Annotated in this window: 17 protein-coding genes; 13 read left to right on the top strand and 4 right to left on the bottom strand. The window is 68.9% G+C overall.

Annotated elements, in window-relative coordinates:
- Positions 1-241 precede the first annotated feature (241 nt).
- From AC06FE_RS16495 to AC06FE_RS16455, 9 genes are all read left to right on the top strand, one after another.
- Complete coding sequence (locus tag AC06FE_RS16495) at positions 242-1,876, top strand: TldD/PmbA family protein (protein WP_446541612.1); 1,635 nt, start codon at positions 242-244, stop codon at positions 1,874-1,876.
- A gap of 22 nt (positions 1,877-1,898) precedes the next feature.
- Positions 1,899-3,233 (top strand): TldD/PmbA family protein, encoded by a 1,335-nt coding sequence (locus tag AC06FE_RS16490; RefSeq protein ID WP_132862328.1) that lies wholly within the window; start codon positions 1,899-1,901, stop codon positions 3,231-3,233.
- Positions 3,234-3,518: 285 nt separating this feature from the next.
- Positions 3,519-4,235, top strand: coding sequence for a DUF4159 domain-containing protein (locus AC06FE_RS16485; protein WP_192288329.1), 717 nt, complete (start codon positions 3,519-3,521; stop codon positions 4,233-4,235).
- Positions 4,236-4,251: 16 nt separating this feature from the next.
- Positions 4,252-5,241, top strand: a complete 990-nt coding sequence (locus AC06FE_RS16480; RefSeq protein ID WP_478073656.1) for an AAA family ATPase — start codon at positions 4,252-4,254, stop codon at positions 5,239-5,241.
- A 13-nt stretch (positions 5,242-5,254) separates the two neighbouring features.
- Positions 5,255-6,154: a DUF58 domain-containing protein gene (locus tag AC06FE_RS16475; RefSeq protein WP_478073655.1), complete on the top strand. Its 900-nt coding sequence runs from the start codon at positions 5,255-5,257 to the stop codon at positions 6,152-6,154.
- Entirely contained in the window at positions 6,151-7,302 is a 1,152-nt protein-coding gene (locus AC06FE_RS16470; protein WP_478073654.1) for a BatA domain-containing protein, read from the top strand. Before AC06FE_RS16475 ends, AC06FE_RS16470 begins: the two co-directional genes overlap by 4 nt.
- Positions 7,299-9,455, top strand: a complete 2,157-nt coding sequence (locus AC06FE_RS16465; RefSeq protein WP_478073653.1) for a hypothetical protein — start codon at positions 7,299-7,301, stop codon at positions 9,453-9,455. Before AC06FE_RS16470 ends, AC06FE_RS16465 begins: the two co-directional genes overlap by 4 nt.
- On the top strand, positions 9,452-11,185 hold the full coding sequence (locus AC06FE_RS16460) for a carboxypeptidase regulatory-like domain-containing protein (RefSeq protein ID WP_478073652.1): 1,734 nt from the start codon (positions 9,452-9,454) through the stop codon (positions 11,183-11,185). Before AC06FE_RS16465 ends, AC06FE_RS16460 begins: the two co-directional genes overlap by 4 nt.
- A gap of 224 nt (positions 11,186-11,409) precedes the next feature.
- Entirely contained in the window at positions 11,410-13,353 is a 1,944-nt protein-coding gene (locus AC06FE_RS16455; protein ID WP_323438940.1) for an N-acetylmuramoyl-L-alanine amidase, read from the top strand.
- A gap of 122 nt (positions 13,354-13,475) precedes the next feature.
- Here AC06FE_RS16455 and AC06FE_RS16450 read toward each other — a convergent pair whose 3' ends face one another.
- From AC06FE_RS16450 to AC06FE_RS16440, 3 genes are all read right to left on the bottom strand, one after another.
- The gene (locus tag AC06FE_RS16450; RefSeq protein ID WP_478073722.1) at positions 13,476-15,395 is read right to left on the bottom strand and encodes a M61 family metallopeptidase; all 1,920 of its coding nucleotides are present in this window, start codon (positions 15,393-15,395) and stop codon (positions 13,476-13,478) included.
- A gap of 134 nt (positions 15,396-15,529) precedes the next feature.
- Positions 15,530-16,711: an OmpA family protein gene (locus AC06FE_RS16445; protein WP_192288335.1), complete on the bottom strand. Its 1,182-nt coding sequence runs from the start codon at positions 16,709-16,711 to the stop codon at positions 15,530-15,532.
- A 98-nt stretch (positions 16,712-16,809) separates the two neighbouring features.
- Positions 16,810-17,715, bottom strand: a complete 906-nt coding sequence (locus AC06FE_RS16440; protein WP_192288336.1) for a LysR family transcriptional regulator — start codon at positions 17,713-17,715, stop codon at positions 16,810-16,812.
- A 124-nt stretch (positions 17,716-17,839) separates the two neighbouring features.
- On the opposite strand from AC06FE_RS16440, the gene AC06FE_RS16435 reads away from it, so the two are divergent.
- The 4 genes from AC06FE_RS16435 to AC06FE_RS16420 all read left to right on the top strand — a co-directional run bounded on the left by AC06FE_RS16435 (position 17,840) and on the right by AC06FE_RS16420 (position 21,896).
- Positions 17,840-18,706: a pirin family protein gene (locus AC06FE_RS16435; RefSeq protein WP_478073651.1), complete on the top strand. Its 867-nt coding sequence runs from the start codon at positions 17,840-17,842 to the stop codon at positions 18,704-18,706.
- 97 nt (positions 18,707-18,803) lie between these two features.
- Complete coding sequence (locus tag AC06FE_RS16430) at positions 18,804-19,493, top strand: isochorismatase family protein (RefSeq protein WP_478073650.1); 690 nt, start codon at positions 18,804-18,806, stop codon at positions 19,491-19,493.
- A gap of 66 nt (positions 19,494-19,559) precedes the next feature.
- Positions 19,560-20,201 (top strand): hydrolase, encoded by a 642-nt coding sequence (locus AC06FE_RS16425; protein WP_132862316.1) that lies wholly within the window; start codon positions 19,560-19,562, stop codon positions 20,199-20,201.
- Positions 20,202-20,468: 267 nt separating this feature from the next.
- Positions 20,469-21,896 carry a short-chain fatty acid transporter gene (locus AC06FE_RS16420; RefSeq protein ID WP_478073721.1) on the top strand — a complete coding sequence of 476 codons (1,428 nt, stop codon included), beginning with the start codon at positions 20,469-20,471 and terminating at the stop codon, positions 21,894-21,896.
- A 166-nt stretch (positions 21,897-22,062) separates the two neighbouring features.
- Here the strand turns inward: AC06FE_RS16420 and AC06FE_RS16415 are convergent, their stop codons facing one another.
- The gene (locus tag AC06FE_RS16415) at positions 22,063-22,593 is read right to left on the bottom strand and encodes a GNAT family N-acetyltransferase (protein ID WP_478073649.1); all 531 of its coding nucleotides are present in this window, start codon (positions 22,591-22,593) and stop codon (positions 22,063-22,065) included.
- Positions 22,594-22,697: the final 104 nt, after the last annotated feature.

Raw genomic sequence — 22,697 nt, 5'->3', positions numbered from 1 at the left:
TCAACGCCAGCCCTCCCGTTCACTCCTGAACCGCTCCCTCCCTTTGCCGCAGGCAAGGGACGCGTTGCGGAGGGGATGCCGTGCGCTCCGAACCGCACCACCGGCACATCATCCATGCCTAAAGTCACTACCGCTGCCATCGCGCGCCCGCAAGAATCGGGAGGGTTCGCAGAGCATCGCGAAACCATCGTCGTTCGTTGCCCATTGCCCGCATCGCGGGCCGCGCCTCCGGAGAGCAGCCTTGCAAAGACGTGACTTCCTCGCCCTGACCGGGCTCACCGCCGGTGGCCTGATGGTGCCATCGTTCTTCGGCAAGGCGATCGCCGCCGAGCAGCTGCTCACCGTGCTCGACCCCGTCGTCAAGAAACGCCTGGCCGATGACGCACTGAACGCCGCGCGCGCCGCCGGCGCCACCTATTGCGACGTGCGCATCGGCCGCTACCTGCGCCAGTTCGTGATCACCCGCGAGGACAAGGTCCAGAACGTGGTGAACACCGAGTCCACCGGCACCGGCATCCGCGTGATCGTGAATGGCGCCTGGGGCTTCGCCGCCACCAACGACCTGAGCCCGGCCGGCGTGGTCAAGGCCGCGCAGCAGGCCGCCGCCATCGCCAAGGCCAACGCCAAGGTGCAGACCGCGCCGGTGCAGTTCGCCAAGGCACCGGGCTACGGCGAGGTCAGCTGGCGCACGCCGATCAGGAAGAACGCGATGGAAGTGCCGATCAAGGACAAGGCCGACCTGCTGCTGGGCGTCAATGCCGCCGCGACCGCCGCCGGTGCCAGCTTCGTCAACTCGATGCTGTTCCTGGTCAACGAGCAGAAGTATTTCGCCTCCACCGATGGCTCCTACATCGACCAGGACGTGCATCGCATCTGGGCGCCGATGACGGTCACTGCCATCGACAAGGCCAGCGGCAAGTTCCGCACCCGCGACGGCCTGTCCTCGCCGATGGGCCTGGGCTTCGAATACCTGGACGGCGACGCCTCCGGCAAGACCGTGCTGCCCAACGGCGTGACCGTGTACGGCCAGTCCTACGACATGCGCGAGGACGCCATCGCCGCGGCCAAGGACGCGCAGGAGAAGCTCAAGGCGCCGTCGGTGAAGCCGGGCAAGTACGACCTGGTGCTGGACCCCTCGCACACCTGGCTGACCATCCACGAATCGGTCGGCCACCCGCTGGAGCTGGACCGCGTGCTCGGCTACGAGGCCAACTACGCCGGCACCAGCTTCGCCACGCTGGACAAGCGCGAGCAGCATTTCCAGTACGGCAGCGACAAGGTCAACATCTTCGCCGACAAGACCCAGCCCGGCTCGCTCGGCGCGGTGGCCTACGACGACGAGGGCGTGAAGACCAAGCGCTGGCCGCTGATCACCGACGGCAAGCTGGTCGACTACCAGACCATCCGCGACCAGGCCCACATCCTGGGCAAGACCGAGTCCGATGGCTGCTGCTATGCCGACTCGTGGTCCAGCGTGCAGTTCCAGCGCATGGCCAACGTGTCGATGGCGCCGGGCAAGACCCCGCTGTCGGTGGCCGACCTGGTCAAGGACGTGGAGAACGGCATCTACATCATCGGCGACGGCTCGTTCTCCATCGACCAGCAGCGTTACAACGCGCAGTTCGGCGGGCAGCTGTTCTACGAGATCAAGAACGGGCAGATCACCCGCATGCTGGAGGACGTGGCCTACCAGATCCGCACGCCGGAATTCTGGAACGCCTGCAGCGCCGTGGCCGACGAGCGCGACTACCGCCTGGGCGGTTCGTTCTTCGACGGCAAGGGCCAGCCGGGCCAGGTCTCGGCCGTGTCGCATGGCTCGTCCACCGCCCGTTTCGACGGCATCAACGTCATCAATACCGCGCGCAGCCTCGGCTGATCGTCAAGGAGCTTCGAGAACCATGAGCATCTTCACCGAACAGGAAGCCAAGGCCATCCTGGACAAGGTCATCGCGCTGTCCAAGGCCGATGAATGCACCGCCACGCTGGCCGGCTCGGTCGATGGCAACATCCGTTTCGCGCTGAACAACGTCTCCACCAGCGGCATCGTCAGCAATGCCGAACTGGCCGTGCAGGTGGCCTTCGGCAAGCGCGTGGGCACCGCCTCGATCAACGAGTTCGATGACGCCTCGCTGGAGCGCGTGGTCCGCCGCGCCGAGGACCTTGCGAAGCTGGCACCGGAGAACCCCGAGTTCGTGCCGGCCATCGGCAAGCAGCAGTACACCGCCAGCCCGACCTTCAGCGCGTCCACCGCCGCGATCGACCCGGAGTTCCGCGCCAAGGTGGCGGCCGACTCGATCGCACCGTGCCGCGGCCATGGCCTGGTCGCCGCCGGCTTCCTGGAGGACGGCAACGGCTTCGTCGCCATCGCCAACAGCAACGGCAACTTCGGCTACCAGAAGAGCACCAACTTCAACTACACCTGCACCGTGCGCACCGAGGACGGCCGCGGTTCGGGCTGGGTGGGCCGCAACCTGAAGGACGCATCGGACTTCAGGGCCGACCAGGACATCGAGATCGCCAAGCGCAAGGCCACCGAATCGGCCGAGGCCAAGGCGCTGGAGCCGGGCAAGTACACGGTGATCCTGGAGCCGGCCGCCGCCGCGGGCCTGATCAGCTTCATGATGAATTTCTTCAGCGCCCGCTCGGCCGACGAAGGCCGCAGCTTCCTGTCCAGGAAGGGCGGCGGCAACAAGCTGGGCGAGCAGGTCTACGACCCGCAGGTGAACCTGTTCGCCGACCCGTGGCATCCCGATGCACCGGTGCTGCCGTGGGACGGCGAAGGCATGCCGCGCGAGCGCATGGCCATCATCGAGAACGGCAAGGTCGCCAACCTCAGCTATTCGCGCTACTGGGCGCAGAAGCAGGGCAAGACCGCCAACGCACAGCCGGGCAACCTGTTGATGAGCGGCGGCAGCAAGTCCATCGCCGAGCTGGTGCGCGGCACCGAGAAGGGCATCCTGGTCACCCGCACCTGGTACATCCGCATGGTCGACCCGCAGACCGTGCTGCTGACCGGGCTGACCCGCGACGGCACGTTCTACATCGAGAACGGCCAGATCAAGCACCCGGTGAAGAACTTCCGCTTCAACGAGTCGCCGGTGATCATGCTCAACAACATCGACGAGTTGGGCAAGCCGGTGCGCGTGGCCGGTGACGAGTCCAGCTTCGTGATGATGATCCCGCCGATGAAGCTGCGTGATTTCACGTTCACCTCGTTGTCGGATGCGGTGTGACGGAGGGCGGCTTCTTTTAGCTTTTGATTTGAGCGGCTGCCTCCAGCCTTCCGCTGTTGCTCCATCCCTTCTCCCGCATGCGGGAGAAGGTGCCCGAAGGGCGGATGAGGGGCGCTTCTGACGTTTGCTCTCCAGAAGCCTGCCCTCACCCCAACCCCCGCTCCGCGCCCCGGCCCTTGCGTTGGCGCAAGGGCGTTCGACGGGCCGCGAACCAATGGTTCGCAAACGTCCCCTCTCACCCCGCAAGCGGGAGAGGGGCTCCTGGTTTCCTGAGATTCTTGGCCTTTGCTCCAGTCCCGTCTAACGCGAGCGCAATTCCTGCAGCTGCTGCTTGGCGGTGCGGTTGCGGCCGCATTGCCGGGACGGGCCAAGGCGCAGGCCGGCCGCTACGACTTCTGGTTCACCCGCCTGAAGTACGACTCCGGCGACTGGGACGTGGACGCGCGCATGCCGTCCAACCTGCTCACCTCGCTGGTGGACTACACCACGCTGCGCGTGGACCCCAACGAACATGTCGTGGCGCTGTCCGACCCGAAGATGCTGCGCGCGCCGTTCTGCTACCTGGCCGGGCACAAGCTGGTCGAGTTCAACCCCGACGAACGCCGCAACTTCGAGCGCTACGTGCGCAACGGCGGCTTCGTCTTCGTCGATGACTGCAACCATGACATCGACGGCCTGTTCGCCACCTCGTTCGAGGCGCAGATGCGCGGCATCTTCGGCACCACCGCATTGAAGAAGCTGCCGAACAACCACGCCGTCTACAACAGCTTCTTCAAGTTCCCCGAAGGTCCGCCGGCCACCGGCTTCGAGCTCAACGGCTGGGGCGATGACCTGGTGCACGACTACCTCAAGGGCATCGAGATCGATGGCCGGCTGGGCGTGCTCTACAGCAACAAGGACTACGGCTGCGAATGGGACTACGACTGGCGCAACAAACGCTTCCTGGCCGAGGACAACACGAAGTTCGGCGTGAACATCGTGATGTACGCACTGACGCACTGACCCCACTGGTGACCGCATGACTGCCACTTCCCCCGACCTCGATTCCTTGCTGCCCCGCCTGGGCGAACTGCGTGGCGCGTTGGCGCAGGCGGTGGTCGGCCAGCAGGCGGTGGTCGAGCAACTGCTGATCGGCCTGCTCGCTGGCGGCCACTGCCTGCTCGAAGGTGCACCGGGCCTGGGCAAGACGCTGCTGGTGCGCTCGCTCGGGCAGGCGCTGGAACTGCAGTTCCGGCGCGTGCAGTTCACGCCCGACCTGATGCCCAGCGACATCCTCGGCACCGAGCTGCTGGAGGAGGACCACGGCACCGGCAAGCGCGCGTTCCGCTTCCAGCAGGGCCCGATCTTCACCAACCTGCTGCTGGCCGACGAGCTCAACCGCACCCCGCCCAAGACCCAGGCCGCCCTGCTCGAAGCCATGCAGGAGCGCACCGTCAGCTATGCCGGCACCACCTACACGCTGCCCTCGCCGTTCTTCGTGCTGGCCACGCAGAACCCGATCGAGCAGGCCGGCACCTACCCGCTGCCCGAAGCGCAGCTGGACCGCTTCCTGCTGCACGTGCGCGTGGACTACCCCGATGAGGCCGAGGAGCGCGACATCCTGGCCCAGACCACCGGCAGCCACGGCGGCACGGTGCCGAAGGTGATGGATGCCGAGGCGGTCAAGGCACTGCAGGCCGCCGTGCGCGACGTGCACGTCAGCCCCGACCTGCTGACCTGGATCACCCGCCTGGTCCGTGCCAGCCGTCCCGGCGACGGCGCGCCGGTCGAGGTCAACAACTGGATCAAGTGGGGCGCCGGTCCGCGCGCCGGCCAGTCGCTGGTGCTGGCGTCGAAAGCACGCGCCCTGCTGCATGGCCGCTTTGCCGCCACCCGCGAGGACGTGCAGGCCCTGGCCGCGCCGGTGATGCGCCACCGCCTGCTGCTGTCCTTCGCCGCCGAGGCCGAGCAGAAGAGCGCCGATGACGTGATCACCGCATTGCTGCGCACGGTGCCGTTCCTGGCCTGATGCCGATCCCGCCATGGTGTCCTCTGCCCCACCGCTGATTCCTGCCGATGTGCGCAGCCGCCTGCGTGCGTTGCGGCTGTTCCCGCAGCGCGCCAGCGGCAGCCGTGGCATCGGCATGCATGCCAGCCGCAGCCGCGGCGCCGGGCTGGAGTTCGCGCAGTACCGGGCCTACGAACCGGGCGATGAACTGCGCCAGATCGACTGGAAGCTGTACGCCCGCTCGGACCGCTTCTTCGTGCGCGAGTCCGAACGCGAAAGCCCACTCACCGTATGGCTGGTCCTCGATGCCACCGCCTCGATGCAACAGGCCGACCAGGCCCGGCGCGACTGGACGCGCCTGCACGCCGCCAAGGCCCTGGCCGGCTGCGTGGTCGAACTCGCCCTGCAGCAGGGCGACGCGTTCGGGTTGATCGCCATCAACGGCGACGGCCTGCAGTTGCTGCCGGCCGGTAATGGCCTGCGCCAGCGCGACCGGCTGCACCTGCAACTGCATGGCCTGCACGCACGCGGACAATGGCCCGGCGCCGAGCAGCTGAAGCCGGTCTGGGAACGCATCGGCACGCATGATCTGGTGGTGATGATCGGCGACGGCTTCGACGAGGCGGCGATTGAGCTGGCCGAACGCCTGGCCAAGGCCGGTCGCGACGTGGTCCACCTGCAGCTGCTCACCGTGGAGGAGCGCGACTTCCCATTCCGCGACGGACACCGCTTCCGCGACCCGGAAACCGCGCAGGAACTGCTCAGCGATGGCAGCCGCGTGCGCGCCGACTACCTGGCCCGCTTCGCCGAGGCCCGCCGCACGCTGGATGCGCGCCTGCAGGCCGCCGGCATCCGTCACGACACCGTCTTCCTCGATGCGCCCATCGATGCACCGCTGCAGCGCCTGTTTGGCCGGCGCGGAGGCGCGGCGTGAGCCTGCTGTGGCTGTTTCCGGCCGGCCTGGCGGCATTGGCCGCGCTGCTGTTGCCGCTGCTGATTCATCTGGCCCGGCGCGACCAGCAACAGTTGATCGATTTCGCTGCACTGCGCTGGTTGTCGGCCAAGCCGCGCCCGCGCCACCGCATCCGCTTCGACGAATGGCCGCTGTTGCTGGTGCGCCTGCTGTTGCTGGCGGCACTGGCATTGCTGCTGGCGCGCCCGGCGCTGGACGGCCTGCGCGACACCGAGCCACGCATCGCCGTGCTGCCCGGCCTGACTCCGGCACAGGCGCGTGCCGTCGCCGGGACCACGCCGTCGCAATGGCTGTGGCTGGCACCGGGGTTTCCACGCATCGGGCAGGACGTGCCCATGCCCGATGCGCGGCAACCCGTGGCCAGCCTGCTACGTGAACTCGATGCGTCATTGCCGCCGGACGTACCCCTGACCGTGATCGTGCCGTCGGTCAGCCAGGGGTGGGACGCACAGCGCCCGCGCCTGTCGCGCACGGTACGTTGGCTGCAGGTCGACGTGCCCCCTGCGGGCACGGCCTCGGCGACGCACAAGCCGCCGCGGTTGCAGGTCCGCCACGATGCCGAGGGCGCGTTGCAGCTGCGCTACCTGCGCGCCGTGAACCAGGCCTGGCATGCGGAGGCCGTGCTGGACAGCGCCGGCGACGACCAGGCCTTCACCGAGGGTGACGCGGTGCGCGTCTGGCTGTCTTCCAAGCCGGTGCCCGCCGGGCTGCTGGCCTGGGCCGGGAACGGCGGCACCTTGCTGGTCGACGCGCGCACCCCGGTGCCACCGCAGGCGCAGCGCACCCCGCTATGGCATGACGACGCCGGCAACCTGCTGCTCGAGCAGGTCAACCAGCCACCGCGCTGGTTGCGCTGGAATGCCAACCTGGCCGCGGCATCGATGCCGGCGTTGCTGGATGCGCGCTTCCCCTCGCAACTGCAGGCACGGCTGCAGCCGCCGCCGGCACCTGGCCGTGCCGATGCCACCAGCCTGCGCCCGGACAGCGGCGCCCCTGCGTATCCGCAGCCCGCACGCGAGCTCGCACCGTGGCTGGTGCTCACGGCCGCCCTGCTGTTCCTGCTCGAACGCTGGCTGGCCAGCGCACGGCGTCGCCGGGGGCAGGCATGAAACGGCCTGCGCTGTTGCAACGCGCGCGACGCCGGGTGCAGGCCATCACCCTGCTTGGCGGGCTGCCGATCGCCGCGGCGCTCGCGGTGCTGGGCTGGCGCCTGTACGACATCGATGTGGCGTCGGTGGTCCTCACCCTGGCCCTGCTCGCGGTCGCCGGCGTGGCGATGTGGCGCGCGCGCCGGCGTGATGCACGCTGGCTGATTGCCCGGCTCAACGAGCATCCGCGCCTGGAGGACAGCGCCGACCTGCTGTTCGCCACGCCGGCGACATTGAATCCCCTGCAGCAGCGGCAGCGCCAGCGCATCGGCCAGCGCCTGCAGGCGGACCCGCCCGACCTGCGCCAGCCGTGGCCGGGATTGCGCCTGCTGGCCTGTGTCGCGGTGGCGTTGCTGGTCGCGGCCATCGCCCTGGCATGGCCGCGCGGTGGCGAGCGGCCAACCGCGGCCAATGACACCACCGGCGACGCGGCATCCCCGGCCGCGCAGGCACCGGTGCTGCGTGCCGCGCAACTGCACGTGACCCCACCGGCCTACACCGGCCAGCCCGCGACCGGCGGCGAGAAACTCGACGCACGTGCCGTGCAGGGCAGTCGCCTGCACTGGCAGCTGCAGTTCCAACCGCAGCCGCGGCAGGCATGGCTGCAGTTCCACGATGGGCGACGGTTGCCGTTGCAGCGCGACGGCGAGCGCTGGCAGGCCGGGCAGACGCTGCAGCGCGCGGGCCTGTACCGCATCGTCACCGCGCCGGCGCTGGCCACCGCCAGCCGCGCCTACCGCCTGGACGTGGTGCCGGACCACCCGCCGCAGGTCAAGGTGCTGGAGCCGGCGCAGACCCTCAACCAGGCCACCGCCGGGCAGCGACAGTGGCCGCTGCGCTTCGAGGCCAGCGACGATTTCGGCGTCACCGCCAGCGCCACGCTGGAGCTCACCACCGCCAAGGGCAGCGGCGAGAACATCGCCTTCCAACACCAGCGTGTAACGTTGAACGGTAGTGGTCCGGCGACCACGCGCCGTTTCGCCTACACCGCCGACCTCGCCGCGCTGGGCGTCGGCCCCGGTGACGAAGTGGTCGCGCGCCTGACCGTGCGTGACAACCGCGACCCGCAACCGCAGCAGGCGCGCAGTGCCAGCCTGATCCTGCGCCTTCCCAGCGAACAGGACGTGCAGGCCAGTGCGCTGGAAGGTGCGATCAAGAAGGTGATGCCGGCGTACTTCCGCAGCCAGCGGCAGATCATCATCGACGCCGAGGCCCTGCAGAAACAGCGCGGCACGCTGGACGCGGAAACCTTCATCAAGCGCTCGGACGCCATCGGCGTGGATCAACGCATCCTGCGCCTGCGCTATGGTCAGTTCCTCGGCGAGGAAGCAGAGGGCGGCGCCAAGGCACCACCGACCGGCGACATGCCCACCAGCGACGCACCGGCTGCCGATGCCGACAACGACCACGCCGATGAGCACGCGCACGACGACGGCCACGATCACGACAGCAGCACCGCCAGCGAGGGAGCGCCGGTGTTCGGCAGCGCCACCGACGTGCTGTCCGAGTACGGCCATACCCACGATCACGCCGAAGCGGCCACCCTGCTCGATCCGCAGACCCGCGCCATCCTCAAGGCCGCGCTCGATCAGATGTGGCAATCCGAAGGCCATCTGCGCCAGGGCCATCCCGACAAGGCGCTACCGTTCGCATACAAGGCACTGGGCTTCATCAAGCAGGTGCAGCAGGCCGAGCGCATCTACCTGGCGCGCGTGGGCAGCGTGTTGCCACCGATCGACCTGGGCCGGCGCATGACCGGCAAGCGCGAGGGCCTGGGCAATCGCGCCCTGCAACCGTCCACGCGGCCGCCACCGGAGCGTTTCATCAGCGATGCGTGGCAGGCATTGGCGCAGGCCGATGGCGCGGTCGACCTGGACGCGCTGTCGCGTTGGCTGGATGCACATCCGCAGGCCGTGCCGGATCCGCTCGACGTGCTCGCCGCCATCGACGAGGTCCGCCAGCAACCGGATTGCCAGGCATGCCGCCAGCGCCTGCGCGCGCAGCTGTGGCCGGCCCTGCAGCGCCCGCCCGGCCCACCCGCGCGCCGCGACGCCGCCGATGCCGGTGGGCGCCGCTACCTGGATGCATTGGCCCCGCCACGGGAGACACGATGACGAGCACCTGGCTGCCATGGGCCATCGTCGCACTGGCGGTACTGCTGGCCAGCATCCGCCTGTGCCAGCGGCCACGCCCGGCGCCGGCACGCCTGTCCGCATTGCTGCTGTTGCAGGCCGTGGCGGCGGTGTTGCTGTGCCTGGCCTTGTCGCCCCCGCCGCGCAGCGCGCGCGCCGACACCCTGGTCATCGCCACCGCCGGGGCGCGGGAGGCCGATGTGCTCGCCATTCCCGCCGCTACCCATCTGCGCCTGCCCGAAGCACCGGCGATGTCGCGCGTGGTCGCGGTGCCGGACCTGGCCACCGCCATGCGCCAGCATCCGGGCACGCGCGAGCTGGTGATCGTCGGTGATGGATTGATCGCGCGCGACCGCGACGCGCCGTTGCCGCCGGCGCTGCGGTTCCTCGCCAACCCCGCGCCGACCGGACTGGTCGAACTGCGCGCGCCGCCAACGCTGGCACCGGGAGCCCGCTTCGAGGTGGGCAGCCGCGTGCATGGCCTGCGTGATGTCCGGGTCGAACTGCTCGATCCGGCCGGCCAACGCGTCGCCATCACCACGCCGGGCAGCGATGGCCGCGTGCGCCTGGTGGCCAGCGCGCGCGAGCCCGGTGATGTCAGTTTCGCGCTGCGCCTGCTCGATGCCGACGGCAAGGTACGAGACCAGCTGCCGGTGCCGGTACGGGTGCGCGCGGTGCCGCCGCCGTCGCTGCGGCTGCTGGCCGGCGCTCCGGGGCCCGAGCTGAAGTACCTGCAACGCTGGGCCGCCGACACCGGCGCGTCCCAGCAGACCAGCATCCTGGTCGGCGGTGGCGTGCAGTTGGGCGATGCCCCGGCCGCCCTGGATGCGGCCAACCTGGCCAAGATCGACCTGCTGGTGCTGGACGAACGCCGGCTGGCCGCGCTGTCCCCGCTGCAACGCAATGGCGTCAACGCGGCGATGCGGGCCGGCCTCGGCGTGCTGGTGCGCATGGGCGGACCCCTGGATGCCGGCGCACGGCGTGCCCTGCGCGAATGGGGGCTCGATACCCGCGGCGGCCAGGAACTGCGCCCGCTGAAGTTCATTGATGGCGCGGCGGGCGATGGCAGCGCGGAGCCGTTCGCGCTGGAGCGTTTCACGCTGGATGTCGTTGGAGACGACGCGGTGCCGCTGCTGCGCGATGCCGAAGGCAACGCGGTCGGCCAGTGGCGTGCACTGGGGCTGGGCCGGGTCGGCGTGTTGCCGGTCAGCGACAGCTACAGCCTGGTGCTGGCCGGCCACGCGCCGCAGCACGCCGCGCTGTGGAACCAGGTGCTGGCAACGCTGGCGCGCCCGCTCCCGACCACGCCGTCGCCCGAACTTGCCGGCTGGGGCTGGGCCGGCGAGCGCAACGTGTTGTGTGGCCTGCCGGCCGACGCACAGGCCATTGCCCCGGACGGTGCGCGCAGCGCCCTGCTGGCTGATCCACAGGCAGGCAACTGCAGCGGCTGGTGGCCGACGCAGGCCGGTTGGCACACCCTTGCCGCCGGTTCGGCGCAGGCGACGATGCTGCTGCTGGAACCACAGCAGGCCAAGGCATTGCACGCAACGCAACAGCGGGATGCAACGCTGGCGCTGCGTGGCACCACCGGCACCGCGCAGGCCGCCATCCGCGTTCCCGGCCCACGCTGGCCATGGCTGTTGGCATTCGTGCTGGTCGCCGCATTGCTGTGGTGGCTGGAGCGCCGCAAGCCCGTCGTGGCAGCGGCCTGAGCCGCGAAGCCGATACCGCATCCTGCCGCGACACGTCGTCTGGTTTTCCCGAAGCTGGCATCAGGTGACCGGAAGCCTTCGTGGTTTCGCGGCCAAGGCCGCTCCTGCGCCGCGCCCGCAACGCGGGTGAGGCGCGTCACATACCGGCACGCTCTTCACCCACGGGCGGCCGCGATCCGGTAGAACCACAGCGGCAGGGGGTTCCAACTGAAGGGGTCCTATCGATGATGCACCGTCATACCGCCGTGCTGCTGTCTGCCGTCATCACCAGTATCGTGGCCGCACCCGCGCTCGCCCAAACCTCGCTCAAGGCAGCGCAGGCCGATTCCAGCCAGGCGCTGGACATGCAGTTGAAGATGGAAGAAGCCGTGCTGGCACCGCAGCGCGCGATGTTCCGTCGCTACTTCCAGCAGGCCTACCGCCGCTATCCCTCCATCCCGTCCGGCACGCTGGAGGCGATGGCCTTCGTGCAGAGCCGCTGGTCCAACCTGCAGCCGCGGCAGGCACAGGACGCCAACCACCTGCGCATGCCCGCCTCCTGGGGCGTGATGGGCCTGTACGCCGGCCAGGGCTTCGAAGACCAGGTCGGTGAAGGCGCACGGTTGCTCGGCGTCAGCAGCGACGCGGTGCGCACCGACGTGGCCACCAACATCCTGGCCGCCGCCGCGCTGCTGGATGCGCAGATCCGCCAGGACATCCCCGATGCCGATGCGCGCACCAACGCCACGCCCGAAGCCATCCGCCCCGCGCTGATGCGCTATGCCGGTTTCGCCCCGGCCGGCGCACAGGCCGCGCGCAGCGGCGGCAACATCGACACCTACGCGCGCACCAGCTTCGCCTATGACGTGCTGCTGGCGCAGGACCGCGGCGTCAACGACCGCGGCATCGTGGTGCCGGAACGGCCCATCGCCTGGGAGGATGCCTTCGACGCGCCGCAGCTGGTCACCCTGCGTGCCCCGATGGTGCGCCTGGATGTCAGCGGCGACCGCGTGGACACCGGTGCCTACCACATCGACCCGGTCAGCGAGACCCTGCAGGCCAACGCCGCGCGCGCCGATGCACGGGCCACGGCCGGCATCGACGCGACCATCCAGAGCACCGACTATGGCCCTGCGATCTGGAGCGCCGCGTCCAGTTCCAACTACGCCGCCTCGCGCGCGGCCGCGATCAGCGCGGTCACCGTGCACACCACCCAGGGCAGCTACGCCGGCACCATCTCGTGGTTCAAGAACGCCAGCGCCCAGGTCAGCGCGCACTACGTGATCCGTTCCTCCGATGGCCAGGTCACGCAGATGGTGCGCGACGCGCACACCGCCTGGCACGTGGGCAGCCAGAACAGCTACACGCTGGGCATCGAGCACGAGGGCTACGTCGACAACAGCTCCTGGTACACCAACGCCATGTACGAGGCCTCGGCGGCGCTGGTGCGCAACTTCTGCGCCAAGTACAGCGCGATCAGCTGCGCCAGCGCCTACAGCGGCCCGTCCAGCAGCGGCATCAACGTGCTCGCCACCAGCGTCAAGATCAAGGGCCACCAGCACTACAGCGGGCAGACCCACACCGACCCGGGCATCAACTGGAACTGGTCCAAGTACTACGCGCTGATCAACCCGGGCAGCGGCGGCGGCACCGGCGCGGTCACTTACCTGGACCGCTTCGAGAGCAGCGTGGGGCATTTCGACACCAGTCCCAGCTATTCCGGCAGCACCACCGGCATCAGCACCGCTTCCACCGCCACCCGCGACTGCACCACGCAGAAGAACGGCAGCTGTTCGCTGCGCGTGCTGCTGAAGGACAACACCGCCAGCACCGCTTCGTGGGCGGTGCGCCTGCTGTCCGGCGCAGGCACGCCGGCCAACAACACCGCGCTGGCGCGCAGCAACGGCGTGGTCGGCTTCTGGGTGTGGACCGGCGGCAGCGGCGTGAGCGTGGGCGTGGGCATCGACGACAGCGATGGCACCGAGCGATCGACCAGCAAGGCCATCGCCGCCAATACCTGGACCTACGTGTCATGGCCGCTGAGCGATGCGGCGCAATGGAACGCCTGGGTCGACGGCAACGGTGCGATCACCGCCTCCAGCGTCAAGCTCGATGCGATCTGGCTGTACCACGCCAACACCGCGTATGACATCAACGTCTACATCGACGACGTGCAGATCAAGAACTGACCTGCGGCAGCAGGCAGCCATGCATCGCATGGGCATCACCCGGCCGGTGGCGCCGGGCATGGCCTGGCACCACCGGTTTGTGTCGCAGTGCCTCCGTGCCGGGCAGCGCCCGGCACGGTCACTCACTTCCTGGCGCTGAGGATCGGCGTCAGGTAGTCGGTACTGCCTTCGATGCGCTCCAGCACCGGGTAACGCAGGCCGCCCTGGTAGTCGATGCTCAGGGTGCGGTACACGTCCATCTCCTTGACCAGCAGGCGCACCGGCTGCTGGCCGGTCTTGGCCGCACGCACCGCTTCCTCCAGTTCATCGGCGCTGTACTGCAGGTCGTTGACCGCCAGCACCTGCATGCCGGTGCCCAGGCCGGCGTTGAAGGCCGGGCTGTCCCAGCGCACTTCGCCAACGCGGCCGGCACTGTCCAGCGACATGCCCAGCGAGTAGATGAAGTTGGCGCCCCGGCCCTTCATCATCGCCTTGTAGTAGGCGCTGGGCTTGTCCTGGTAGACCAGCTTCCAGCCGGCGGCGGCGATGCCGTCGGTCAGCCCGCGGCGGCCATCCACGCGCTCGCGCAGGAACTGCGTCCAGTCACCGGTGGGCTGCACCTGCTCCAGCGTCGCGGCCACATCCTCGAAGGTATAGGTATCCGGGCGCTCCCACTGGCCATCGTTCTGGCCGAAGAAGGCCTTGGCGAAATCATCCAGGCTGCGCTTGCCGCCACTGAGCTTGCGGATGCGCACGTCGGCTTCCAGCCACAGCATCTGGCCACCCTGGTAGTAGTCCTCGCTCATCTGGTAGCCACGGTACGGCTTGGGCTTGCGGCGGGCGATCACCGGGTCGTTGGTGGTGTCGCCCAGCGAGCGCCATTCCAGCCCCGGGCGGTTGTCGGCGTAGGTGGCGGCCACCAGCGCCAGCGCGTCACGCGAGGCCTCCAGCGGGCGGATGCCGGCGCGCGCGGTGAGCACGTTGCCCCAGTACTGGGTCTGGCCCTCGTACACCCACAACAGGCTGCCCTGCATCGGCACGTTGTAGTTCAACGTGGCCAGGTCGGCCGGGCGGCGGTACTTGCCGTCCCAGGAATGGGTGTATTCGTGGCCGAGCAGGTCGCTGCTGCCGACCTTCGCGTCCCAGCCGCTGAAGTAGTCGCGGTCCTCGCTGTTCTCGCTGGAGCGCTGGTGCTCCAGGCCGATGCCGCCCAGCTGGCTGGTCACCGCGAACAGGAAGTCGTAATGGTCGTAGTGCTCGGCACCGAACAGCTTGCGCGCCTGGGTGACCAGCGCGCGGTGCTGCTCGATGTGCTCGGGCTTGGCCTCCAGGTCCTTGGCGCGGTCGGCGAACACGTTCAGGCGCACCGGGCGGGTGCCGGCCGGGGCCAGGTCGAAGCGGCGGTGGTAGCGGCCGGCGAACACCGGCGAGTCCACCAGGATTTCCAGGTTGGTCGGCGCGTAGTGCACGGTGTCGCCGTCACGGCGCGCCACGGTCAAGGCGCTGGCCGCTTCCCAGCCCTGCGGGTAGCGCGCGTTGGCCTGGTAGGTGATGGCATGGGCGGCATGCCCGGCCGGGTACAGCAGCATCGCGTTCCACTGCAGGTTGAGCATGTTCGGCGTCATCACCGTGCGCCCCTGCGCCGAATCGGTGGGGCTGAGGAACTGGTACTCCATGCGCAGCTCGCCGACGCCTTCGGGCACCTGCACGTTGAAGGTGTAGACGTCGAGCGGGTCGCGCACCCAGTCCAGGCGCTGGCCGTTGCCGGTGATGACCAGGCCGGCCAGCTTCTCGATCTGGCCGGTGGGCGAATGGTTGCCCGGCAACCAGGCCGGGTAGTGGAAGCGCTGCAGGCCGGCCTGCACCGGCACGGTCTGCTTCACCTTGAACACGCGCTGGCCCAGGTCGGTGGCGTCCACGTCGAGCACGATGGTGCCCGGGTAGGCGGCCTCGCTGATCCTGACGCCCCGTGCGTCGGTATCGGGCACGTCCGGTGCCGCATTCGCCAAGCCGATGGCGGCCATCAGGGCCAGCCCCAGCGCCGCAGGACGGAATACATGCATCACCAACCTCTCGTTTGTCTGAGAGCCCCATGATGCGTCGACGCGCATGGCCCTGACACGGGCCGTTAGGCATGGTCGCGGACACCCACGCCGCAGGAGCGGCCTTGGCCGCGATGCATCACCCGACCCCGCTCCTAGGTGCGGACGAAGATCTCCACGCGGCGGTTGAGCTGGCGGCCACCCGGGTTGTCCTTGCCGTTGATCTCGTTGGGCGCGACCGGCTGCGTTTCGCCGTAGCCGTGGGCACTTGCCCCGGCCGCCGCACCCCGCTGCTGCAGCGCGGCCACCACCGAACGCGCGCGGCGTTCGGACAGGTCCTGGTTGTAATCGTCGCTGCCCTTGGCATCGGTGTGGCCGCGGACCTCGAGGGAGCTGGCCTGCACCGTGCCCAGCGCGGTGGCCAGGGTGTCCAGCACCTTGCCGGCATCGGGACGGATGTCGGCCTTGTCGAAGTCGAACAACACCTGGTCGTTGAGGGTGATGACGAAACCACACGGCGCACCGGACGGCTTGAACTTGTCCAGCAACGGGAAGCGGCCGGCCGGGGGCAGCGGCGGCAGCGGCGCCATGCGCACCTCGCGGGCGACCGCGCCCACGGTGCCGGTACCGTCGCCACGGTTCTCGACGATGCCCTCCGGGCCACCGATCCACTTGCCCGAGCCATCGGCATTGATCTCGATGCTGCCCTCCGCGCCGACCCAGCGGCCCGAGCCATCGCCATGGTTCTCGATGTTGCCGAACTCGCCGACCCAGTTGCCGCCCCCCTTGCCGTCCAGCTCGATGTTGCCGTACGCGCCGACGTAGGTGCCCGAGCCATCGGCCTGCACTTCGAAGGTGCCGGCGCTGTTGATGATGCTGCCGCTGCCGTCGGGCGCCACTTCGACCACGTCGTCGCCGGTGACCGCATGGCCACTGCCATCGGCGCCGATCTCGAACACGCCCTGGCCGCTGACGCGCTGCAGGTTGCCCTGCGCATCGACGTTGGTGAAGCCGCTCTCGTTGACCAGCCCGCCGTCGGTGGCGCAGTTGGCCGGACGCACGGTGATGCCGTCGATCGGGTTGATCAGCGCCTGCATCGAGGCCTCCAGCTGCTTCTGCGCCGGGCCGCTGCCGATGATGCTGGGCACCATGATCGGCGGGATCACCGGGAACTCGATGCTGCCGGCGGTCAAGCCTTCCGCTGCCGGGGCGGCGGCGGGGGCCGGGGCGCCTGCGGTGGGCGCGGCGTCACCGGACGCCGGCGCGGCGGGCGGGGTGCGCCCACAGGCGGCAAGCAACAACGACAGACAGGTCAGCGTGGCGATTCCATGGCGCATGCAGGGCGCTCCTTTGCGAGTGATCGACCAAGTTCACCAACGGCATGTGCATTTCCTGTGACTGTCCCCGGTTCAGGATCGATCGCGCCGCCGCCGGCTCAGGATTCGTCCAGCTCGGCGAAGCGCGCGGCGAGGAAATCGATGAACTCGCGCACCGACGGCAACAGCCCGCGCCGCGACGGAAACACCGCGTGCACGATCTCCTTCGGCGGGGCCCAGTCCGGTGCCACGCGCAGCAGGCGGCCCTGCTCCACCGACTCGCGCACGATCATCGAGGGCAGCTGGGCCACCCCGACACCGGCCCAGGCCGCTTCGCGCAGGGCCGTCATCCCGCGCGTGACCAGCCGCGGCGCATGCGCCACCACCGCTTCGGCGCCATCGGGGCCGATCAACCGCCAGGCATGCTCGGCCTGCGGCACGCCCAGCGCCACGCTCGGCAACAGGTGCAGGTCGGCCGGGCCGTGCGCCATGCCATGCCGCTCGACCAGCGACGGCGCCGCCACCAGGCATTGGGTGCGCTCGGCCAGCACCTTCAGCACCAGCTCGCTGTCCTCCAGCGGTGGCGGACGCACGCGGATGGCCAGGTCGAAGCCTTCGGCGATCACGTCGACGCGGCGGTTGGTCGCCTCCAGGTGCACCTGCACGTCGGGGCACTGCGCCATGAAGTCGGCCACCATCTTCGCCACCCGGAAGTCCAGCAGCATGGTCGGGCAGCTCACCCGCACGATGCCGCGTGGCTGCGAGCGGGTCATCTCGATGGATTCGGCCGCCGCCTCGGCCTCGACCAGCATCGCCCGGCAATGCGCGTGGAAGGTCTGCCCGATCTCGGTCACCGAGAAATGCCGGGTCGAACGCTGGATCAGCCGCACCCCCAGCCGTTCCTCCAGCAGGGCGATGCGCCGGCTCAGCTTGGACTTGGGCTCGCCCAGCGCGCGCCCGGCCGGCGCGAAGCCGCCGTAGTCGACCACCTTGGCGAAGTAGTACAGGTCGTTCAGGTCCTGCATGGCGCGTCCCATCGTTCACCAGACAGGACTATGAGACCACTTTTTGCCGTCTACCGGGGGTATCGTCCCAATCCTAATCTTCGCTTCAACGAAGGCGCACCCGCGCCGCCACTGGAGCAAAGACATGAAGAAGATCAGCGGCCTCTACAGCGCCCCCCGCCCGCACTGGGTCGGCGACGGCTTCCCGGTCCGTTCGTTGTTCTCCTACAACACCCACGGCCGCCAGCTCAGCCCGTTCCTGCTGCTGGACCACGCCGGCCCGGCCGAGTTCAGCCCCACCGACACTCCGCGCGGGGTCGGCCAGCACCCGCACCGCGGGTTCGAGACGGTCACCATCGTCTATGACGGCGAAGTGGCCCACCGCGACTCCACCGGTGCCGGCGGCGAGATCGGCCCGGGCGATGTGCAGTGGATGACGGCCGCCTCCGGCATCCTGCACGAGGAGTTCCACTCCGAGGCCTTCACCCGCCGAGGCGGCAAGCTGGAGATGGTGCAGCTGTGGGTGAACCTGCCGGCCAGCGACAAGATGGCCACGCCGGGCTACCAGAACATCGGCAACGCCGACATCCCGGTCGTGCCCCTGGCCGATGGCGCCGGCTCCGTCCGCGTGATTGCCGGTGCGTTCGGTGGCCAGCATGGTCCGGCCCGCACCCACACGCCGATGGATGTCTGGGACCTGCGCCTGCAGCGTGACCGGCACGCCACCTTCGCCTTTGCCGAAGGCCACACCGTGGCGATGGTGGTGCTGCACGGCACGGTGCTGTTCAACGGCAGCCAGGTGGCCCGCGAAGGCCAGATGGCGCTGTTCGACCGTACCGCCGGCGAGGTGGCGCTGGAAGCCAACGCCGATGCCACCGTGCTGGTGCTGGCCGGTGAGCCGATCGACGAGCCCATCGCCGGCTACGGCCCGTTCGTGATGAACACGCAGGAAGAAATCCGCCAGGCGATGGAGGACTTCAACTCCGGCCGCTTCGGCCAGATCGCCGCTTGAACCCATGACCGGGCGTAACCGCCCGGTCACTTCCCCGTCGCGCCTGCATTACCGATGCAGCGCGATCGTCCCATCGCTACTCAATGAGAGCCCCGCCATGAATGCCTTCCCGTACGCGGCCAACTTCAACGGCGCCAAGCCGGTGATCGACCCGGACAACGTCGCCATGCTGCTGATCGACCACCAGAGCGGCCTGTTCCAGACCGTGCATGACATGCCGTTCACCACGCTGCGCCGCCTGGCCGCCACGCTGGCCAAGCTGGCGTCGCTGGCCAAGATCCCGGTCATCACCACCGCCTCGGTGCCGCAGGGCCCGAACGGCCCGCTGATCCCGGAGATCCACCAGAACGCACCGCACGCCAGGTACGTGGCGCGCAAGGGCGAGATCAACGCCTGGGACAACCCCGACTTCGTGCAGGCGGTGAAGGACACCGGCAAGAAGCAGCTGATCATCGCCGGCACCATCACCAGCGTGTGCATGGCGTTCCCGTCGATCGCGGCGGTGGCCGAGGGCTACCAGGTGTTCGCGGTGATCGATGCCTCGGGCACCTATTCCAAGCAGGCCCAGGAAATCACCCTGGCGCGGATGATGCAGGCCGGCGTGGTGGTCATCGACGTGGCCGCCGTGGCCTCGGAGCTGCAGAAGACCTGGAACCGCGCCGACGCCGCCGAATGGGCGCAGGCCTACACGCAGATCTTCCCGAACTACCAGCTGCTGATCGAGAGCTACAGCAAGGCGCAGGAAGTGGTGACCAACCACGAACCGCTGGATTCGCAGCGCGATTGATCCGTTTCCCCCCGCACCGCGTGCGCCCTGCGCACGGTGCATCCCTCCCTGCAAAGGAGCTTTGTGATGACCAGCGAAACCAAGCGTGACCCGAAGACCGACGATCTGCTGACCCCGGAGAACTCCGCCCTGATCGTCATCGACTACCAGCCGGTGCAGGTGAACTCCATCGCCTCGATGGACCGCCAGTTGCTGGTCAACCACATCGTCGGCGTCGCCAAGGCCGCAAAGGTCTATGGACTGCCGATCGTGCACTCCACGGTCAACGTCAAGACCGGCTTGAACAAGCCGCCGATCCCGCAGCTGCGCAAGGTGCTGAAGGACGAGCCCACCTACGACCGCACCACCATCAACTCGTGGGAAGACGTGGAGTTCCGCAAGGCGGTGGAGGCCACCGGCCGCAGGAAGCTGATCATGACCGCGCTGTGGACCGAGGCCTGCCTCACCTTCCCGGCGCTGGACGCGCTGCGCGAGGGCTACGAAGTGTACGTGCCGGTCGATGCGGTGGGCGGCACCTCGCTGGCCGCCCATGACGCCGCCCTGCGCCGCGTCGAGCAGGCCGGCGCCAAGCTGATCAGCGTGCCGCAGCTGTTCTGCGAACTGCAGCGCGACTGGAACCGTGCCGACACCGCCAAGCAGTTCATGGAGCTGTTCATCAGCACCGGCGGCACGGCGGGCATCCAGTTCGGCTACGACGCGGCGGAGTGATGCAGGAGTGGATGGGGAGCTCAACCGCATTACCCCTCCCCAGCCCTCCCCTTGGCTTACGCCAAAGGGAGGGAGCTAAAAGCACCACTCTGCAGGCTGATCGAACGGCACGAATCGCCCCCTCCCTTTGGCGTAAGCCAAGGGGAGGGCTGGGGAGAGTCGGCATTGGCGGGCAAATCCCTTCAAGCTGAACCCGCCCCTCCCCCCAAAAGTCCAGTTCCCCCCGCCTGCACGGGATTGCTAGCGTCGCGTCGAAGTCCCCAACCGATAGCCCCCATGCAGACTCCCCAAGACACCGCCTCGGCGCGCTTCGCCATCCGCTGCGCCCAGTTCGCCGAGCGCTGGTTCCCCGACTCCTGGGTGTTCGCCGCCCTCGCCCTGGCCGCCGTGTCGCTGGCCGCACTGGCCATCGGCGCCCCGGCCACCGAAACCGCCAAGGCCTTCGGCGATGGCTTCTGGAGCCTGATCCCCTTCACCATGCAGATGGCCTTCGTGGTCATCGGCGGTTACGTGGTGGCCTCCTCCGGCCCGGCCTCGCGGCTGATCGGCCGGCTTGCCCGGGTACCGCGCAACGGCCGCACCGCGGTGGCGCTGGTGGCCACCGTGTCGATGCTGGCCTCGCTGTTGAACTGGGGCCTGAGCCTGGTGTTCGCCGGCCTGCTGGTGCGTGCGCTGGCGCGCCGCAGCGAGCTGAAGATGGACTACCGCGCCGCCGGCGCGGCGGGCTATCTCGGCCTGGGTGCGGTATGGGCACTGGGCCTGTCGTCCTCGGCCGCGCAGCTGCAGGCCAACCCGGCCAGCCTGCCGCCGTCGATCCTGTCCATCACCGGCGTCATCCCGTTCACCGAAACCATCTTCCTGTGGCAGTCCGGCGTGCTGCTGGCAGCCTTGGTGGTGGTGTCGCTGGTGATCTCCTACGTCACCGCGCCCAACGCCAACTCCGCGCGTGACGCGGCCGACTGCGGCGTGGACGTGCACCACGACGTCGCCCCGCCCAAGGCCACGCCGACCCGCCCCGGCGAATGGCTGGAACACAGCCCACTGCTGATCCTGCTGCTGGTGCTGCTGGCCGCCGGCTGGCTGGTGCATGAGTTCTCGACCAAGCCGGCCATCCAGGCGATCTCCGGCCTGAACACCTACAACCTGCTGTTCCTGATGCTGGGCGCGCTGCTGCACTGGCGCCCGCGCAATTTCCTGGACGCGGTGGCGCGCGCGGTGCCATCCACCACCGGCGTGCTGATCCAGTTCCCGCTGTATGGCTCCATCGCCGCGATCATGACCACCGTCAACGGCAGCGACGGCCACAGCGTGGCCCACCTGATCTCCACCTTCTTCACCCGGATCGCCAGCCACGACACCTACGCGCTGCTGATGGGCAGCTATTCGGCGGTGCTGGGCTTCTTCATCCCCTCCGGTGGCGGCAAGTGGATCATCGAAGCGCCGTACGTGATGCAGGTGGCCAACGACCTGCAATACCACCTGGGCTGGTCGGTGCAGATCTACAACGCCGCCGAAGCGCTACCCAACCTGATCAACCCGTTCTACATGCTGCCGCTGCTCGGCGTGCTGGGCCTGAAGGCACGCGACCTGATCGGCTTCACCTTCGTGCAGCTGCTGGTGCACATCCCGCTGGTGCTGCTCCTGCTGTGGGCGCTGGGCGCGACCCTGGCCTACGTGCCACCGGTGATGCCGTAAGGCGTTGACTCTAGCCCCTCTCCCGCAAGCGGGAGAGGGGTTGGGGAGAGGGCAAGAAGCAAAGCCCACCTGAAATCAACGACACAGTGCCAAGCCCGAACCCTCATCCGCCCTTCGGGCACCCTTTCCCGCAGGGAGAAGGGCGGCTACGACGATGCCTGGAAATTCAGTCCGCCCCCTCCGCCAGTAAAAACAGGAACAACTCCTCGTCCTTGCCCGGCAGCGTCACCACGCCGTCCGCCACGAACCCCAGCTTCTCCAGCAGCGCCACCGAACGCGCATTGCCCTTGGACACGATCGCGCACAGCGTCCCGATGCGCAGCGCATCGCGCGCATACGCCACCACCGCGCGCGCGGCTTCCAGCGCGTAGCCGCGCCCGCCGAATTCCCCCAGCAGCGCGTAACCCACGTCGACGTGGGCCAGGCCATCACGACGCACCAACCCGGCGTTGCCCATCCACGCACCGTCCTCGCGCCGCTCGATCACGTACATGCCGAAGCCGTTGGCCACGTAGCTGGCGAACGGGCCATTGCGGATGTAGTCGCGGGCCTGCTCCTGCGTGCGCACGCCGCGGTCGCCGATGTACTGGTGGAAACCCGGCTCGTTGAGCAGCGCCAGCATGCCGGCCGCGTCGGTGTCGTCGTCGCGCAGCAGGCGTAGGTTGAGGCGTTCGGTCTGGATCAGGGGTTGGGGCATTGCCGGGTTCCGTGCGGGATGTGCAGGCCGAGCTTACCGCTCCCCGGCCCTCCCCTCCGCCTGCGGCGCAAGGGAGGGAGCAACGCGGTACACGTTGACCTGAC

The sequence above is a fragment of the Stenotrophomonas sp. Steno-C18 genome (assembly GCF_056393195.1).
The sequence above is the reverse complement of the archived record's forward strand: the minus strand, read 5'-3'. Positions and strand labels throughout refer to the sequence as shown.

Excerpts from the sequence above, each read along its gene's own strand:
- AC06FE_RS16445 (WP_192288335.1), bottom strand. The coding sequence starts at position 16,711 with ATGCGCCATGGAATCGCCACGCTGACCTGTCTGTCGTTGTTGCTTGCC.
- AC06FE_RS16475 (WP_478073655.1), top strand. The coding sequence starts at position 5,255 with ATGGTGTCCTCTGCCCCACCGCTGATTCCTGCCGATGTGCGCAGCCGC.
- AC06FE_RS16490 (WP_132862328.1), top strand. The coding sequence starts at position 1,899 with ATGAGCATCTTCACCGAACAGGAAGCCAAGGCCATCCTGGACAAGGTC.
- AC06FE_RS16440 (WP_192288336.1), bottom strand. The coding sequence starts at position 17,715 with ATGCAGGACCTGAACGACCTGTACTACTTCGCCAAGGTGGTCGACTAC.
- AC06FE_RS16480 (WP_478073656.1), top strand. The coding sequence starts at position 4,252 with ATGACTGCCACTTCCCCCGACCTCGATTCCTTGCTGCCCCGCCTGGGC.
- AC06FE_RS16465 (WP_478073653.1), top strand. The coding sequence starts at position 7,299 with ATGAAACGGCCTGCGCTGTTGCAACGCGCGCGACGCCGGGTGCAGGCC.
- AC06FE_RS16430 (WP_478073650.1), top strand. The coding sequence starts at position 18,804 with ATGAATGCCTTCCCGTACGCGGCCAACTTCAACGGCGCCAAGCCGGTG.
- AC06FE_RS16415 (WP_478073649.1), bottom strand. The coding sequence starts at position 22,593 with ATGCCCCAACCCCTGATCCAGACCGAACGCCTCAACCTACGCCTGCTG.
- AC06FE_RS16425 (WP_132862316.1), top strand. The coding sequence starts at position 19,560 with ATGACCAGCGAAACCAAGCGTGACCCGAAGACCGACGATCTGCTGACC.
- AC06FE_RS16460 (WP_478073652.1), top strand. The coding sequence starts at position 9,452 with ATGACGAGCACCTGGCTGCCATGGGCCATCGTCGCACTGGCGGTACTG.
- AC06FE_RS16450 (WP_478073722.1), bottom strand. The coding sequence starts at position 15,395 with ATGCATGTATTCCGTCCTGCGGCGCTGGGGCTGGCCCTGATGGCCGCC.
- AC06FE_RS16455 (WP_323438940.1), top strand. The coding sequence starts at position 11,410 with ATGATGCACCGTCATACCGCCGTGCTGCTGTCTGCCGTCATCACCAGT.
- AC06FE_RS16435 (WP_478073651.1), top strand. The coding sequence starts at position 17,840 with ATGAAGAAGATCAGCGGCCTCTACAGCGCCCCCCGCCCGCACTGGGTC.